We start from the raw sequence: 15,856 nt of genomic DNA, 5'->3' as shown, positions 1-15,856 counted from the left end.
AACACCGCCGAACTTCCTTCGATGAAAGCAGGTTATCCAAGGGGCCCCCACCCATGTCCTCCAGACGTTCGATGATTGCCGCCGCTGCCGTGTCCGCCGCGCTGGGCATCGCTACTTCGCCGGCCAGCGCCGGCGCGCCGGCCGTGTCCGATCCGTTCTATACGTACACCGGCGCCACGCCATTGGCGTCGATTCCGCCGGGCACGGTGCTGAAGACGCGCAATGTCACCTATCACGTGGCCGGCATTCCGACCGCGCTGACCGCGCAGCAGCTGCTGTATCGCACCAACGACGCGCGGAACCAGCCCGTCGTCAACGTGACGTCCGTGATCCGGAGTCAGGTCAGCAACGGCCAGGCCATCTCGTACCAGTCGGCCTACGATTCGCTGAACCCGTACGACGAACCGTCGCAGGTGATCGCCGGCGACCGCGACGTGACCAAGGTCGTCAACGTCGGCACGTTGCTCTACAGCGCGGAATCGGTTCCGCTGTCGACACTGCTGCTGCTGGGCTACAACATCATCGTGCCCGATACGGAAGGCCAGACGGCAGACTTCGCCGCCGGCCCCGAATACGGGATGACGACGCTCGATTCGATCCGCGCGGCGCTCAATACGCCATCGACCGGCCTGAATCCGTCGAGCAAGGTCGCGATGATCGGCTATTCCGGCGGTGCGATCGCGACGAACTGGGCCGCGCAACTCGCGCCGAGCTATGCGCCCGACGTCAACAGGCAACTCGTCGGCGCGGCGGAAGGCGGCGTGCTGGTCGACCCCGCGCACAATCTGCGCTATGTGGACGGCAGTATCGTCTGGGGCGGCGTTGCCGCGGCCGCGCTCGCCGGGCTGTCGCGCGGCTACGGCTTCGACCTGACACCCTATCTCAGCGACACCGGCGTTGCCGTGTTCAAGGACATCCAGAGCCAGTCGCTCGCGTACATCCTGCCGAAGTACACGGGCCTGCACTGGGCGACGCTGTTCAAGCCGCAATACGCGAACGACATCAACGGCATTCCGGTGTACGTGACGTACGCGAACAAGGTGAATGCGGGGCTGGCCGCGTCGCCGACGATCCCGATGTTCATCGGCCAGGGCACGGCGGGCGCGCTCGACGGCACGTTCGGCAGCCAGGTGGGCGACGGCGTGATGCTGGCGTACGACGTGCGCGCGCTGGCGCAGAAGTTCTGCGCCAGCGGCACGCCGGTCACGTACACCGAGTATCCGCTCGAACATGTGGGCGCGATCGCGCCTTGGGTGGCCGGCATGCTGCCGTGGCTCTACGACCGCTTCAACGGGAAAGCCGCGCCGAGCAATTGCTGGCTGACGGCGCTGCTGCCGAGCAATTCGCTGGCGCCCGAGACGCCGCACTAGACGCGCCGGGCGGCGCAATGGAGGGCAGGGCGATCCGCCGCGGATCGCCCTTTTTTCATCCCGCGTTTCTCCGTCTGTCGGATTTACCTGACCGCAGTCGCCCCGCATCCCCGCCACACCCCGCCGCCGCCTCTCCCCGGTGCCATAATCGAGCCTGCCCATCATTCCAGATAGACGTCCCCCGGAGAATCACCATGCAGAACCTCGACAATCCTTCCCACGATCGCGAGGTAGGCAGCGCCGACGCGACGCAGGACACCACGCGCATCGACGACGTCCGCATCGGCGCCGTGCGTCCGCTGATTTCGCCGGCGCTGCTGCTCGACGAACTGCCGGTGCCGGCCGCCACGCAGACGCTCGTCGAGGATACGCGCCGCGCGATCGGCGATATCCTGCACGGCCGCGACGACCGGCTGCTGCTCGTCGTCGGCCCGTGCTCGATCCACGATCACGACCAGGCGCTCGATTACGCGCGCCGCCTGAAAGTTGCGGCCGATGCGCTGAAGGACGACCTGCTGATCACGATGCGCGTCTACTTCGAGAAGCCGCGCACGACGGTCGGCTGGAAGGGCTACATCAACGATCCGCGCCTCGACGGCAGCTTCCGCATCAACGAAGGGCTGCGCGCCGCGCGGCAACTGCTGCTCGACATCAACGCGCTCGGTCTGCCGGCGTCGACCGAATTCCTCGACCTGCTGAGCCCGCAGTACATCGCCGATCTGATCGCGTGGGGCGCGATCGGCGCGCGCACGACCGAGAGCCAGAGCCATCGCCAGCTCGCGTCGGGCCTGAGCTGCCCGATCGGCTTCAAGAACGGCACCGACGGCGGCGTGCAGGTCGCGTCGGACGCGATCGTCGCCGCGGCCGCGAGCCATGCCTTCATGGGGATGACGAAGATGGGGATGGCCGCGATCTTCGAGACGCGCGGCAACGACGATGCGCACGTGATCCTGCGCGGCGGCAAGAACGGGCCGAACTACGATGCGGAGCACGTCGAAGCGAGCTGCGCGGTGCTGCGCAAGGCCGGCTTGCGCGAGCAGGTGATGGTCGACTGCTCGCATGCGAACTCGAACAAGTCGCACGAGCGGCAGATCGAAGTGGCGCAGGATCTCGCACGGCAACTGTCGCAGGGCGAGCACCGGATCGTCGGCGTGATGGTGGAGAGCCATCTCGAGGCCGGGCGCCAGGATCTGAAGCCGGGCGTGCCGTTGCAGTACGGCGTGTCGATTACCGATGCGTGCCTGAGCTGGACGCAGACGGAGCCGGTGCTCGACGTGCTGGCGGAAGCGGTGCGGCATCGCAGGGTGTATTCGCGGAATGCATGACGCGGCGGGGCGGCACGCAGCTCGCCGCATCGTTCGATGTACCGAGAAGATCGGGTGCTCGTCCGTGAGGTTGTCCTGATCGATGGTCGGCGGCGCCATTTTTTTCGCGCCGCGCGCCCCAACCGTCTGCACGATCATTGATCCCGATCGGGTCGCCCCGGTTGCCACGTCGCACGCTCAACGCACGATCCGGCGAATGCCGCTACCATGAAAGACGTGTTGCTCGCCGCGGCCCGGCCACGCCGGTCCGCCACGCACACACGCCGTGGCGGCGCGGCCGTCCGCCACGCGACCGACGAAGCGCGGGGCGGCCATCCGCGGGGCGGCCATCCGCGGGGCGGCCATCCGCGGGGCGGCCATCCGCGGGGCGGCCATCCGCGGGGCGGCCATCCGCGGGGCGGCCATCCGCGGGGCGGCCATCCGCGGGGCGCTCACCGATCAGCCGTTGCGCCTGCGTCGCTTCGCTCCCGAAATCAACAACAACCGAACCGGAGTGCATTCCACATGAAGTTCTACAAGACCCTCCTCGCAGCAACCGTTCTCGCCTCGAGCGTCAGCGCGCACGCGCAGATCGCGGGCGCGCAGCCGATCAGCGTGACCGTCGAGCAATCGCAGGCGCTGCTCGAAGGCTGGAGCGTGAAGAAGAGCGTGCTCGGCAAGACCGTGTACAACGACGAGAACCAGAAAGTCGGCAAGGTGCGCGACCTGATCGTCGCGCCGGACGGCTCGGTGTCGGCCGCGATCGTGTCGGCCGGCGGCTTCCTCGGCGTGGCCGCGCACGATGTCGCGGTGCCGATCGCATCGCTCGACGTGCGCAACGGCAACATCTATCTGCCCGGTGCGACCAAGGATGCGCTGAAGGCCACGCCGGCGTTCCAGTACGCGAAGGTGCCGTCGCCGCCGAAGCCGAAGAAGCTCGACGAAAAGCACTGATCCGTCGTATCGATGCGGCGCCCGTTGCGCGATGCGGCGGGCGCCGCATTGTCATTTTCGCTCAACGCTTCGATGTGTCGTCCGCCGGCGCGAGCGCGACGATGTGGCGAATCCCTTCATGCGCCATCTTCGTATACGGACAGAAACGCTCCGTATTGCGGACGAGCTCTTCCGCCACCGCGCGTTCGACGCCCGGCAGCCGCACGCGAATGTTCGCGTTCAGCATGAACAGCCCGTCCACCGGATCGCGACAGAAGTCGATCGATGCGGCTACCGACGCGCCGGCGACCGACACGCCCGCCCGTGCAGCCAGCAGGCTCAGCGCGCCGTGAAAGCACGCCGCATAGCTGGCGGCGAACAACTGCTCCGGGTTCGGGCCGTCGCCGGGCCCGCCCAGCGCGGCGGGCAGGCGGAGCTCGACATCCAGGCACCCGTCGTCGGAACGCGCGACGCCCGATGCGCGGCCGTGCTCCGCCGCCCCGCCCGTGACGGTCACGGTCGTCGAGTACAGCGTCTGCGGTTCCCGCCCGCGATACCGGTCGAGCAGCGACAGCGGCGGCGGGTGCAGCGGCGTCATGGCGTGCGTGATCCGGCTGCGGCGTTCAGCGCACGAGCGCGTTCTGCCGGAACCACGCGTCGAAGGTCGTCGCGCCGAGCCGTGCACCGGGCGCCGGCACGAGCGTGTCGTCCTGCAGCACCGCGCCGAAGTAGTCGGCGCCCGCATCGGGCGTCACCGTACGCGCGTCGTGCGTGGCCGACAGGAACCGCTCGACCAGATCCGCGATCCGCACGCGCTCGGGGCCGCCGATTTCGGCGATGCCGTTGCGCGGCGCGTCGAGCGCGAAGTCGGTCACGGCGGCCGCGACGTCGTCCGATGCGATCGGCTGGAAGTGCGCCGTGGTCAACCGGACCGTGTCGCCTTGCGCGCCGGCCTGCGCGATCGCCCCGACGAATTCGAAGAACTGCGTCGAGCGCACGATCGTGTACGGGACGCCTGCTTCGCGGATCAGGTTTTCCTGAATGATCTTGCCGCGGAAATACGCGCTCTGCTGCAGCCGGTCGGTGCCGACCACCGACAGCGCGACGTGATGGCGCACGCCGGCCGCGCGCTCCGCGGCGAACAGGTTGCGCCCCGACGCCTCGAAGAATGCCTTCACGGCCGCTTCCTCGAACGACGGGGAATTCGCGAGATCGACGACGACTTCCGCGCCGGCGAGCGCGTCGTCCAGTCCCTTGCCCGTGATCGTATCGACGCCGGTCGACGGCGCGGCCGCCACCGCGTCGTGGCCGCGTGCGATCAGGTTCCTGACGACCTTGCTGCCGATCAGGCCGGTACCACCAATCACGACGATCTTCACGATTGCTCTCCTTGAACGGGCGCGCGACATGCGCGCCGCTTTAACTGAACCTGCCGAAACCGGCGCTCATCGCGCTCGCGCGATCGGGCCCGTACCTTGCCGAACGGCGCCGTATTCGCGCGTCTGTCGAACAGCCCGCATCGTAGGCGTGCGTCGCGTGATCCGGTAGAGGCCCGCAAGCCCTCACCATGTTGCCGCGAATGCATCAATCGACCGTCTCCAGCGGCGCCATCGTCGTCATCGTGGTCAGGCACTGCAGGTCGCGCGCACGCGTCTGCTCGATCATGTAGTCGATGAACACGCGGATGCGCGTGGGCAGGTGCTTGCGGCTCAGGTAGCAGAGATAGTGGCCGCCGTCGTCCGGCGCGTGCTGGCCGAGACAGCTCACCAGCCGACCGTCGGCGAGCAGGTCGCACACCTGGTACGCGGGCAGTTGCGCGATGCCGAGCCCGTCGAGCGCCGCGCGCACGACGAGATCGATGTCGTTGAACGTGTGATGCGCGGCGAGCTGGCGCTGCTGCGTCAGTCCGTCGATCCTGAATTCCCATTCCGTCACGCGGCCCGACGCGGTGCACAGGTTGATGCAGCGATGCCGGGCGAGGTCGTCGACGTGGCGCGGCAAGCCGTACCGGTGCGCGTACGACGGCGACGCACAGACGATCATCTGCATCGGAATCAGCCGGCGCGCGACGATCGCGCTGTCCTCCATGCGGCCGTCGCGAAACGCGACGTCGATGCGATCGGCGGAGAAGTCGGCCGGCCGGTCGTTCAACAGCAGGTCGAGCGTGATGTCCGGATATTGGGCATGGAAATCGCGCAGCAGCGGCGCGATGACCTTGCGGCCGAAGCCCGGCGTCGAGCCGATGCGCAGGTGCCCGCTCGGCGGCCCGCTGCGCAGCTCGCGCATGTCCTCGAGCGCCTGCGCCAGATGCTCGATGCCGGGCCGGCAGTTTTCGTAGAAGAGCTCGCCCTCGCGCGTCAGCGACATGCTGCGGGTCGTGCGCTGGAACAGGCGTGCGTCGAGCCGGTCCTCGAGCCGTTGCACGTGGCGGCTGACGGACGAGCGTCCGACGCCGAGGCGATCGGCGGCGCGCGCGAAGCTGCCCTCGGTGACGACGGCCAGAAAGGTGACCACGCCGGCATAGCAGGTCGAGAAACTGCGTGCGAACGGATCGTCGGCATCGGGGCGGCGAATGGAGGTGTCGGGCATGGGGGCGCTGGAATCGTAGTGTCCGTATGCGACTAGACGTTTCAGCGCTGCCGCCTGTGACACCGCCCGCCGCATTTTTTCAAAAAAGGCGCGGGCGGCGTGCGGGCCGGCTATTTTTCCGGCACGAGCACGGGCGCGCCCTTGTCCTTCAACAGCAGCACGATGAACTTCGCGGGCCGGGTCCGGCTCGCGTTGCGTCCGACCGTGTGCAGATCGTTCGGACCCTCGTAGAAGGTCTCGCCCGGCTTCAGCGTGACGGGCTTGCCGCCCTTCACCTGCATCACGATCGAACCCTCGACCACGTAGACGAACGCTTCGGCGTGGTGGCGGTGGACGGGGTCGACCGCGCCGGGCGGATACTCGACCGAGATCATCAGCGCTTCCTTGCCCGGGTATGCGTCGAGCGGCTTCGTCATCAGCGGCGTGACGATGGCCGAGGGCGCCGCGCGAACGGCGCCGGTCGCGGCGCCCGCGACGACGAGCGCGGACGCGATCACGTGTTTCATGCGAATCATGGTGGTGGCTTCCGGTGGGCCGCCGGCCGACGGCCGGCAGCAAAGGGAGGGCGGTGGGCGGTCGTCAGGCGAGGTTCGCCTTGTCGAGGCCGAACGCCTTGTCGGACGACCCCGGCACGGTCCTGAACGCGACGTTCGCGCGGTTCCAGCCGTTGATCGCCATCACTTCGAACGTCAGGTCCGACAATTCCTTTTCGGAGAACTGGCCGCGCACGCGGTCGTAGAGGTCGTCCGGCACGCCGTGCGCGGGCAGTGTCGTCAGCGCTTCGGTCCATGCGAGCGCGGCCCGCTCGCGCGGCGAGAAGAGCGTCGATTCGCGCCACGCCGCCAGATGGTGCAGGCGCAGCTCGCGCTCGCCGTGGATGCGCGCTTCCTTCACGTGCATGTCGACGCAGAACGCGCAGCCGTTGATCTGCGACGCCCGCAGCGACACGAGATCGCGGATCGGTTCCTCGATCGCGCTGCTGCGCAGCTGGTTGCTGAGTTCGAGGAATTTCCGGAACAGCTCGGGCGACTGTTGAATGTAGTTGATACGCTGCGTCATGATTTCTCCTGGCGACGAAGAGGCTGGCCCGCGCTGCGCGGGTGTCGTGGGCGGCAGGGCGCCGCGCGAAATCATCTTAGGAGTGTGCGCCGGTGCGCGGTAGCCACGCACGGGGACGCATCGTGTTGCGCGCGCTGCACCAATCCGCGCCCGACCGCGGCCGCGGCCGGCGCCGGCGTGCGCTGCGCGCGTCAGCCGGCCGCGCAGGCAGTCGCGATCCGGGCGAGCTTGTCGGGGTTGCGCTGCACGAGAATCCGGCCGATGTGCGTACCGTCGGTCTCGAACGACATCGCCGCTTCGAGTTGTCCGCCGATGAAGCGCAGCATCGCCCACTGGCCGTTCAGCACGACCGGCCGCATCTCGACACCGCTGCCGCACCGCAACCACGTCGCATAGAACAGTTGAGCGATCCGCCGGCCGCCGACCATCGGTTTCGGGAAGCTCTGGACGTGACCGCCGCCGTCGCCGATCAGTATCGCGTCTTCGGCGAGCAGCGCCTGGATCGACGGGAAGTCGCCTTGCGCCAGCGCCTGCGTGAACGTCTTCAGCAGCCGGCGATGCGTTTCGTGCGGCACCGCATGCCGCGGCAGGGTATCGTCGCGCAGCCGCGCCCGGGCCCGGCTGACGAGCTGCCGGCACGCGGCTTCGGTCTTGCCGATCGCGTCGGCGATCCGGTCGTAGTCGAACTCGAAGACTTCATGCAGCAGGAACGCCGCGCGCGCTTCCGGCGTCAGCCGTTCGAGCAACAGCAGGTACGCAACCGACACGTCGTTCGCGCGCTCCGTCATTTCCTCGGGCGTCGCGGGCGATTCGCCGAGCTCCGGTTCGGGCAGCCAGATACCCGCATAGTGCTCGCGCCGGAGCTTCGCCGCGCGCAGGCGATCGATCGACGTCCGCGTCGTGACCGCGACGAGCCACGCCTCGGCGTTCTCGATGCTGTCGCGCGCCGCATCGTGCCAGCGCAGCCACACGTCCTGCACGATGTCCTCGGCATCCGCGACGGAGCCGAGCATCCGGTACGCGATCTTCTGCAGGCGCGGGCGCAGCGCGTGGAAAATTTGTGCGTCGTTGGTCATCGCAGCCACACTCCGCCGAACCCGAACGTCACGGGCCCGCTCAGGAACGCGCTGCCGGCGCCGTCCCATTGAACGGTGACGTCGCCGCCATCGCACGTCACCCGCACGGTGTCGTCGAGCAGCCCGCGCCGGATGCCGTTGACCACCGCACCGCACGAACACGAGCCGGAGCCGAGCGGCACGCCGCCGCCGCGTTCCCAGATACGTAGACGAATGTGCGTGCGGCTGACGACCTGCACGAAATGGACGTTGGTCTTCAGCGGAAAGAGCGGATGCGCTTCGATCGCCGGGCCGAGCGCTTCGATGTCGAGCGCGGCGACATCGTCGACGAAGAACGTGCAGTGCGGATTGCCCATGCTGCATGCGGCCGGCGCGCCGGGCAGCGGCAGCGCGAGCGTGTCGACGGCTTCCGCGACCGGCACGTCCTGCCAGTCGAGCCGCGGCGCGCCCATCTCGACGGTGATCAGCCCGTCCGCCTGCTGCGCACAGTGCAGCCGCCCGCGATTCGTGCGCAGCACGACCGACGCCGCACCGGTTTCCCGCATCAGCTTCCATGCGACGCCGCGCGTCGCGCTGCCGCAGGTATCGAGCGCCGAGCCGTCGGGATTCCAGAACGCGACGCGCGCGGCTGCATCGTCGCCGTCCGAGATCACCGCGAGCTGGTTGAAGCCGATGCCGCGATGCCGATCGCCCATGCGCCGCACGAGATCGCGATCGATGCGCAACGCTGGATCGCGTTCCCGACCGCGCAGGTCGACGATGACGAAGTCATCGCCATTCGCGTTCATCTTTTGAAATTCGATCGGCATGGCGGTTCCGGAATGGAGGCAGGCGAATACTGTACGTGGCTCGCCGATCGCGAGCAATCGCGGCCTGATGGCGTGCAGGCGACAGGCATCTACGTAATTCTACGTAGCTCATCGTACGTAGTTGTGCGCTTGTAAGCCTCCCCCGTCGCGCGGAATACTACGGCCCACCGCCGCGGCTTCCACGAGACGCGGTTCGACGCATCGACGTCACGCGGGTTCGGCCTCTCGCCGCATCCACTCAAAACACATTGGAGACCAGGAGACGCCATGAATCGGGCTTCCAGTACCCTGCTCTGGATCGCGGTCGCGCTGCTCGGCGCGTTCGCATTCGGCACGATCGCACTCGCGCACGGCGAGCGCGTCAGTGCCCTCTGGATCGTGATCGCCGCAGTCTGCGTGTATCTGATCGCGTATCGCTTCTACAGCCGTTTCATCGCCAGCAAGGTCATGCAGCTCGACGGGCTGCGGATGACGCCGGCGGTCAAGTACAACGACGGCCTCGACTACGTGCCGACCAACAAGTACGTGCTGTTCGGCCATCACTTCGCCGCGATCGCCGGCGCCGGGCCGCTGGTCGGCCCCGTGCTCGCCGCGCAGATGGGCTACACGCCCGGCATGCTGTGGATCCTGGCCGGCGTCGTGTTCGCCGGCGCGGTGCAGGACTTCATCGTGCTGTTCATCTCGACGCGTCGCGACGGCCGTTCGCTCGGCGACCTCGTCAAGATGGAGCTCGGCACGGTGCCCGGCGTGATCGCGCTGTTCGGCGCGTTCCTGATCATGGTGATCATCCTCGCGGTGCTCGCGCTGATCGTCGTGAAGGCGCTGACCAATTCGCCGTGGGGCACGTTCACCGTCGCCGCGACGATTCCGATCGCGCTGTTCATGGGCATCTATACGCGCTACATCCGTCCGGGCCGCATCGGCGAAGTATCGATCATCGGCTTCGTGCTGCTGATGGCGTCGATCGCGTTCGGCCAGACCGTGCACGACTCGCCGGCGCTCGCCGCGTGGTTCACGTTCAGCGGCACGCAGCTTACGTGGATCCTGATCGGCTACGGCTTCGTCGCATCGGTGCTGCCGGTGTGGCTGCTGCTCGCGCCGCGCGACTATCTGTCGACGTTCCTGAAGATCGGCACGATCCTGGGCCTCGCGATCGGCATCCTGGTCGTCGCACCGGAACTGAAGATGCCCGCGCTGACGAAGTTCGTCGACGGCACGGGCCCGGTGTGGTCCGGCAACCTGTTCCCGTTCCTGTTCATCACGATCGCGTGCGGCGCGGTGTCGGGCTTCCACGCGCTGATCGCGTCGGGCACGACGCCGAAGCTGATCGACAACGAAACCAACGCGCGCTTCATCGGTTATGGGGCGATGCTGATGGAATCGTTCGTCGCGATCATGGCGCTGGTCGCCGCGTGCGTGATCGAGCCGGGCATCTACTTCGCGATGAACGCACCGGCCGCCGTGCTCGGCTCGACGCCGGAAGCCGTCGCGAACACCGTCACGCAATGGGGCTTCGTGCTGACGCCCGACATGCTCACGCAGACCGCGAAGGCCGTCGGCGAAACGACGATCATCGCGCGCGCGGGCGGCGCGCCGACGCTGGCCGTCGGCATGGCGCACATCCTGCACCAGGTGATCGGCGGCGAAGCGATGATGGCGTTCTGGTATCACTTCGCGATCCTGTTCGAGGCGCTGTTCATCCTGACGGCCGTCGATGCAGGCACGCGCGCGGGCCGCTTCATGCTGCAGGATCTGCTCGGCACGTTCCACCCGGCGCTCAAGCGCACCGAGTCGCTGCCCGCGAACCTCGTCGCCACCGCGCTGTGCGTGGCCGCGTGGGGCTACTTCCTGTACCAGGGCGTGGTCGATCCGCTCGGCGGCATCAACACGCTGTGGCCGCTGTTCGGCATCTCGAACCAGATGCTCGCCGCGATCGCGCTGGTGCTCGGCACCGTCGTGCTGTTCAAGATGAAGCGCGAGCGCTATGCGTGGGTGACGATCGTGCCGACCGTGTGGCTGCTGATCTGCACGCTGACGGCCGGCTGGCAGAAGATTTTCGACGCGAACCCGAAGGTCAGCTTCCTCGCGCACGCCGCGAAGCTGCAGGCCGCGGTGGACGAAGGCAAGGTGCTCGCGCCGGCGAAGTCGATCGCGCAGATGAAGCGCATCATCTTCAACGACTACATCGATGCGGCGCTGGCCGGGCTGTTTATCTTCGTCGTCGTGGCGATCGCGGTGTACGGCGTGATCGCCGTGCTGCGCGCGCGCCGCGAGTCGAAGCCGACCGTGCGCGAGACGCCGTACGAAGCGATGCCGGCCGCGCAGGCGCTCGGCAGCGGACGTTAAGGGGAGGCCGCGATGTTCACCGATCTTGGCAGCGACCTGCGCAGCGCGGGGCGTTACCTCGGGCAGGCGTTGCGGCTGATGGTCGGCCTGCCCGACTACGATACCTACGTCGCGCACATGCGCGAAACCCATCCGGACCGCGAGCCGATGACGTACGAGGAATTCTTCCGCGAGCGTCAGAATGCGCGGTACGGGTCGGGAGCAGGAAAGTGTTGCTGAACCGGGCCGTTGCAATGAACTGACGAATCGGTTCGGTATCGAAACGGAAAGCGCCGCGATGGCCATCGCGGCGCTTTTTCTTTGGCGGGCCGGCCGCGCGCATCGCGCGGCGCCCGTGCGCCGGTTGCCCAGGCGCAGCACGGCCGCATCCGGCCGCCGGTATCATGAGGGCTATTTCTTTTCCCGATGGACCGCAGGAGAACACGTCGTGCATGTCGGTGAGCGTTTCAACAGCATTTCCCATCTCGTCGGCGCGGTGCTGTCGGTGGCAGGTCTCGTCGCGCTCGTGACGATGGGCGCGCTCGAAGGCGATCCGTACAAGGTGGTGAGCTTCAGCGTGTACGGCGCGATGCTGATCCTGCTCTACGCGATCTCGACGGCGTATCACAGCGTGCGCAACCCGCGCCTGAAGGCGATCCTGCAGAAATGCGACCATTCGGCGATCTACCTGCTGATCGCCGGCAGCTACACGCCATTCACGCTGGTCACACTGCGCGGCCCGTGGGGCTGGTCGCTGTTCGGCGTGAGCTGGGGGCTCGCCGTGTTCGGCATCGTGCAGGAGCTCACGCTCGGGCGCCGTACGCGCCTGCTGTCGATGATCCTGTACGTGCTGATGGGCTGGCTCGCGCTCGTCGCCGTGCGGCCGCTGATCCATGCGCTGCCCCCGACCGGCACCGCGTGGCTCGTGGCCGGCGGCGTGATCTACAGCGCGGGGATCTACTTCTTCATCAACGACGAACGCATTCGCCACGGGCACGGCATCTGGCATCTGTTCGTGCTGGCCGGCAGCCTGTGCCAGTTCGTCAGTGTGGCGATGTATGTCGCGTGAAGGGAATGCGGCGTTGACCCTCTGACGACGCGCCATGCGCGCGCCTGCCGCCGCATTCGCTACCGGCGCGTGGCGGCCTGCAGGTGCGCGTTCGGGTCGCCGGTTGCCGGTGTCGCCCGAGCCGTGATCCACCACGTCGCCGCGGCGAGCGCGGACACGCCGGTCGCCATGCCCAGCGCCGCCCGCATGGCGGCCGGAAACGGCTGCAGCGTCGCGATGCACGCACCGAAGATCGCCACCCCGAGCGCCGAGCCGCTCTGTCGCGCCGCGTTCAGCGCGGCCGCCGCCACGCCGGCGCGGCGCCGGTCGACCGTCCCGAGCGCCGGCGCCGTCGCGGCCGGCGAGATGAACCCCGATGCGAAGCCGATCGCGAGCATCGGCGCGACGGCGAGCCACGCGGGTGTCGTCGCACCCATGCCCGTCATGCCGAGCGCGCCGGCCGCATAGAGCGCGAACGCCGCACACATCGTTCCGCGCGCGCCGAAGTGCGCCACGACCCGCCCCGAGCTCAGGCCGCCGAGCGCGACCATCGCGGTCATCGGCAGGAACGCGAGCCCCGTGTCGAGCGGGCTGGCGCCGCGAATCTGCCGATAGAACAGGCTGAGCACGAACAGCAATCCGTAGAACACGAATGCCGATGCCATCGACACGAACGTCGATCCCGCGAACAGCCGATTGCGGAAGAATGCGAGCGGCAGCATCGGCTCGCGGCGCCGCGCTTCGATCGCGATGAACGCGATCCACGCGACGACGCTCGTCACCGCGCCGCCGACGATCGGCGCCGAGCGCCAGCCGAGCGACGGGCCTTCGATCAGCGTGCCGATCAGCGCCGCGATCGCGACGATGGCCGCCGCCTGGCCGCCCCAATCGACATGCCGCGATGCGTCGGCATTGGCGTCGACGGTGGCGCGTGCGACCGTGCGGCCGAGCCAGATGCCGGCGAGCCCGATCGGCAGGTTCACGAAGAAGATGCTCCGCCACCCGAACAGATGGATCAGCAGGCCGCCGATCAGCGGGCCCGATGCCATCGCAATGCCGCCGCAACCCATCCACACGCTGATCGCCGACGCGCGCGCGGCCGGTTCGGGGAAGGTGCGGTTGATCAGCGCGAGCGAGCAGGGCACCAGCATCGCGCTGCCGACGCCTTGCAGTGCACGGGCGGCGGCAAGCGCCGGGAGAGTCGGCGCGACGCCACACAGCGCCGACGCGGCGACGAACACCGCCAGCCCCGCGACATAGACGGTGCGGTCGCCGAGCCGGTCACCGAGCGTGCCGCCCGTCATCAGCAGGCTCGCGAACGCCAGCGTGTACGCGTTCACGATCCATTGCAAGCCGGCCACGTGGCTGCCGAACGTGTGCGCGATGTCGGTGAGCGCGACGTTGACGATGGACGCGTCGAGCAGCACGAGCGTGTAGCTCACGCAGGTCGCGGCGAGCACGCGGCGGGCCGCTGCCCGGTTCGGCGTGGCGGCTGTCATGTGCGGTCGGACGCCGACGCGGCGGCCTGCAGCGCGAGAAAGCCGACCCATCCCCAATACACACGATGATGCGCGATCAACCCGTCGCGGAGATCCATTACTTCGACGAGATCCACCTGATCGCCGTCCGGCGTCTCGCGCGGGTATTCCCAGGCGAGCTGGCGGCCGTTCGAGAAGAACAGCCCGGTCCGGTACCAGCGCCCGAGCCTGTGTTGCGGATTGCGCAGGCCGGCCGCAAAGAATGCGCCGATCGCGGCCTTGCCGTGCAGCACGCCCGAGCCGTGCGTGGGCAGCGTGGCGACGACGAGCGGCGTTTCGAGCACCGCGTCGTCGGCATACAGCGCCATCAGTGCGTCGAGGTCGCGCGCGACGACGGCCGCGTGCCAGTCTTGATGGACGCGCCGGGCGTCGGCGTCGGTGTCTGCGGGTGTCATGGCGGGTTTCCGGAGGGGGATCACGGAAACCACTGTAGGGGCGCGCCGCCGCGAGACGTTTCACGTCGACCCGAAACGTGGATGCCTCGCCGCGGCAAGGGCGTTCGGGCGTCGGCCCTTACCTGGCCAGCGCGTCGAGATTCAGCACATACGACTTGCCGATCCACACCGCCGAATCGCGATGATCGCGCAGGTCGTCGCCGGTATTCGGATGCAGGAAGATGTCGAGCGCGCCGTGGTTCAGCACGAGCCACGGCACGATGTCGTCGAATCGCGCGGCCTCGAACGCGATCTGGTACGACCAGGCCGGATGCGGGCCGACGAGGCGTTCGTGAAAGCGGCCGAGTGCGATGACCGCGCCGAACCGTGCGTCGACGACCTGGCGAAACGCCCAGGCCGCGTCGCGGCTCGCCGCATCGAAATAGACGTGCGCGTGCCAGCTGTCGATGGAGGTAGTGTCGAGGGCGGCCATGGGAAGACTCGATTAAAAAGGGGAATGCCTGAGATGCCGTGCGAAACGGCCGATGCTTGATTATCGCGCGTCCTTGCCGATTGCGTCGTGTCTCAATCCGGCAAGCCGATGCGATGACTTGTCCTATATCGGAAGAATCGGCCGATCCGATGAAGCCGTTTCGGCGGTATTCCGGTATCCGCGTGCGCGATATCACGTCGGCGCCTTGTGGGCAGGTGCGCTGGCCGGAACCGAACAGGCAACACGTCGTTTCGGAAATTGAAAGAGCGGGGTGAGCATCTCACCGGATCGCTGGTAAAAATCCGATCAGATCGTTGAATGAAATAAAGAAATTCCATTGCGAAGGGATTCGCGAATGGCGCCGTTCGCACGCCGAATACGCGGCTGAAAATAATAATTGCGGATTCGGCTATTCAAGCGGCATGTGGCGCGACATACGATGATTTCAACGCATCGATGATGGATCGATGCGGGGACAACCATCTGGAGGCCATTATGCGATCCCTCGTTCCCGTTGCCGTTCTTTCCTGCACACTCGCTGCGCTGCCGGCCGTCAGCTTCGCGCAGTCGAGCGGTGCCGGCGGCACGCCGCATGCCGCGTCGTTGACCTGGGCGGCGGCGCGTGCCGAAACCAATGTGCAACTGATGCAGATGACGCGTGCCGGCTATCGCGCGACGACGGCCGGCAACCAGAACTATCCGCTCGCGATGCAGCGGGCGCTCGAGCGTGTGAACAACCCGATACCCGGCCGGTGGCGCGACGACAAGGCCGCGATGCAAGCGCGGGCGGCCCGCGACGCGCGGAGCGGCCATCCGGTGAAGGCGTTCTTCGTGAAAACCGCGTACTACCTGAAGGGCGAGAACACGTTTTGATGCAGGAGACGAACATGGCATGCCCCGACCGATGGTCCCGCGTGTTACGTGCGTCGCCGATACGC

Annotated in this window: 18 protein-coding genes; 8 read left to right on the top strand and 10 right to left on the bottom strand. The window is 67.7% G+C overall.

Annotated features, from left to right (window positions below):
- Positions 1-53 precede the first annotated feature (53 nt).
- The 3 genes from CFB46_RS18770 (at position 54) to CFB46_RS18755 (ending at position 3,628) form a co-directional block, all read left to right on the top strand.
- Positions 54-1,370: a lipase family protein gene (locus CFB46_RS18770; protein ID WP_089500804.1), complete on the top strand. Its 1,317-nt coding sequence runs from the start codon at positions 54-56 to the stop codon at positions 1,368-1,370.
- 194 nt (positions 1,371-1,564) lie between these two features.
- Entirely contained in the window at positions 1,565-2,695 is a 1,131-nt protein-coding gene (locus CFB46_RS18765) for a 3-deoxy-7-phosphoheptulonate synthase (protein ID WP_089500803.1), read from the top strand.
- A 504-nt stretch (positions 2,696-3,199) separates the two neighbouring features.
- The gene (locus CFB46_RS18755) at positions 3,200-3,628 is read left to right on the top strand and encodes a PRC-barrel domain-containing protein (protein ID WP_027781723.1); all 429 of its coding nucleotides are present in this window, start codon (positions 3,200-3,202) and stop codon (positions 3,626-3,628) included.
- A 61-nt stretch (positions 3,629-3,689) separates the two neighbouring features.
- Here CFB46_RS18755 and CFB46_RS18750 read toward each other — a convergent pair whose 3' ends face one another.
- The 7 genes from CFB46_RS18750 to dapF form a co-directional block, all read right to left on the bottom strand.
- Positions 3,690-4,205 carry an Ohr family peroxiredoxin gene (locus CFB46_RS18750; RefSeq protein WP_027781722.1) on the bottom strand — a complete coding sequence of 172 codons (516 nt, stop codon included), beginning with the start codon at positions 4,203-4,205 and terminating at the stop codon, positions 3,690-3,692.
- A gap of 25 nt (positions 4,206-4,230) precedes the next feature.
- Entirely contained in the window at positions 4,231-4,986 is a 756-nt protein-coding gene (locus CFB46_RS18745; protein ID WP_089500801.1) for an SDR family oxidoreductase, read from the bottom strand.
- Between the two features lie 205 nt (positions 4,987-5,191).
- Positions 5,192-6,196 carry a LysR family transcriptional regulator gene (locus tag CFB46_RS18740; RefSeq protein WP_089500800.1) on the bottom strand — a complete coding sequence of 335 codons (1,005 nt, stop codon included), beginning with the start codon at positions 6,194-6,196 and terminating at the stop codon, positions 5,192-5,194.
- A 110-nt stretch (positions 6,197-6,306) separates the two neighbouring features.
- On the bottom strand, positions 6,307-6,711 hold the full coding sequence (locus CFB46_RS18735) for a cupin domain-containing protein (RefSeq protein ID WP_089500799.1): 405 nt from the start codon (positions 6,709-6,711) through the stop codon (positions 6,307-6,309).
- 64 nt (positions 6,712-6,775) lie between these two features.
- The gene (locus tag CFB46_RS18730; protein WP_089500798.1) at positions 6,776-7,255 is read right to left on the bottom strand and encodes a carboxymuconolactone decarboxylase family protein; all 480 of its coding nucleotides are present in this window, start codon (positions 7,253-7,255) and stop codon (positions 6,776-6,778) included.
- Between the two features lie 191 nt (positions 7,256-7,446).
- Positions 7,447-8,331, bottom strand: coding sequence for an RNA polymerase sigma-70 factor (locus tag CFB46_RS18725; RefSeq protein WP_089500797.1), 885 nt, complete (start codon positions 8,329-8,331; stop codon positions 7,447-7,449).
- A complete protein-coding gene (gene dapF / locus CFB46_RS18720) occupies positions 8,328-9,119 on the bottom strand; it encodes a diaminopimelate epimerase (protein ID WP_227789635.1) in 792 nt (263 codons plus the stop codon). Before dapF ends, CFB46_RS18725 begins: the two co-directional genes overlap by 4 nt.
- Between dapF and CFB46_RS36465 the strand changes: the two genes are divergently transcribed.
- The 4 genes from CFB46_RS36465 to trhA all read left to right on the top strand — a co-directional run bounded on the left by CFB46_RS36465 (position 9,012) and on the right by trhA (position 12,534).
- Complete coding sequence (locus CFB46_RS36465; protein WP_227789636.1) at positions 9,012-9,275, top strand: hypothetical protein; 264 nt, start codon at positions 9,012-9,014, stop codon at positions 9,273-9,275. The two genes, dapF and CFB46_RS36465, sit on opposite strands and share 108 nt — an antisense overlap.
- A 132-nt stretch (positions 9,276-9,407) precedes the next feature.
- Positions 9,408-11,486: a carbon starvation CstA family protein gene (locus CFB46_RS18715; protein ID WP_089500795.1), complete on the top strand. Its 2,079-nt coding sequence runs from the start codon at positions 9,408-9,410 to the stop codon at positions 11,484-11,486.
- A 12-nt stretch (positions 11,487-11,498) separates the two neighbouring features.
- Complete coding sequence (locus CFB46_RS18710; protein ID WP_027781714.1) at positions 11,499-11,705, top strand: YbdD/YjiX family protein; 207 nt, start codon at positions 11,499-11,501, stop codon at positions 11,703-11,705.
- Between the two features lie 208 nt (positions 11,706-11,913).
- Positions 11,914-12,534: a PAQR family membrane homeostasis protein TrhA gene (gene trhA / locus CFB46_RS18705; protein ID WP_027781713.1), complete on the top strand. Its 621-nt coding sequence runs from the start codon at positions 11,914-11,916 to the stop codon at positions 12,532-12,534.
- Between the two features lie 59 nt (positions 12,535-12,593).
- On the opposite strand, the gene CFB46_RS18700 is transcribed toward trhA, so the two are convergent.
- The 3 genes from CFB46_RS18700 to CFB46_RS18690 all read right to left on the bottom strand — a co-directional run bounded on the left by CFB46_RS18700 (position 12,594) and on the right by CFB46_RS18690 (position 14,918).
- Positions 12,594-14,012 (bottom strand): MFS transporter, encoded by a 1,419-nt coding sequence (locus CFB46_RS18700; protein ID WP_089500794.1) that lies wholly within the window; start codon positions 14,010-14,012, stop codon positions 12,594-12,596.
- Complete coding sequence (locus tag CFB46_RS18695) at positions 14,009-14,446, bottom strand: nuclear transport factor 2 family protein (RefSeq protein WP_089500793.1); 438 nt, start codon at positions 14,444-14,446, stop codon at positions 14,009-14,011. Before CFB46_RS18695 ends, CFB46_RS18700 begins: the two co-directional genes overlap by 4 nt.
- Positions 14,447-14,564: 118 nt before the next feature.
- Positions 14,565-14,918, bottom strand: coding sequence for a DOPA 4,5-dioxygenase family protein (locus tag CFB46_RS18690; protein ID WP_089500792.1), 354 nt, complete (start codon positions 14,916-14,918; stop codon positions 14,565-14,567).
- A gap of 495 nt (positions 14,919-15,413) precedes the next feature.
- Here CFB46_RS18690 and CFB46_RS18685 point away from each other — a divergent pair, with 495 nt between their 5' ends.
- Positions 15,414-15,791 (top strand): hypothetical protein, encoded by a 378-nt coding sequence (locus CFB46_RS18685; RefSeq protein WP_089500791.1) that lies wholly within the window; start codon positions 15,414-15,416, stop codon positions 15,789-15,791.
- Positions 15,792-15,856: the final 65 nt, after the last annotated feature.

Origin of the sequence: Burkholderia sp. HI2761 (genome assembly GCF_002223355.1) — a bacterium.
Classification (GTDB): domain Bacteria; phylum Pseudomonadota; class Gammaproteobacteria; order Burkholderiales; family Burkholderiaceae; genus Burkholderia.
The sequence above is the reverse complement of the archived record's forward strand: the minus strand, read 5'-3'. Positions and strand labels throughout refer to the sequence as shown.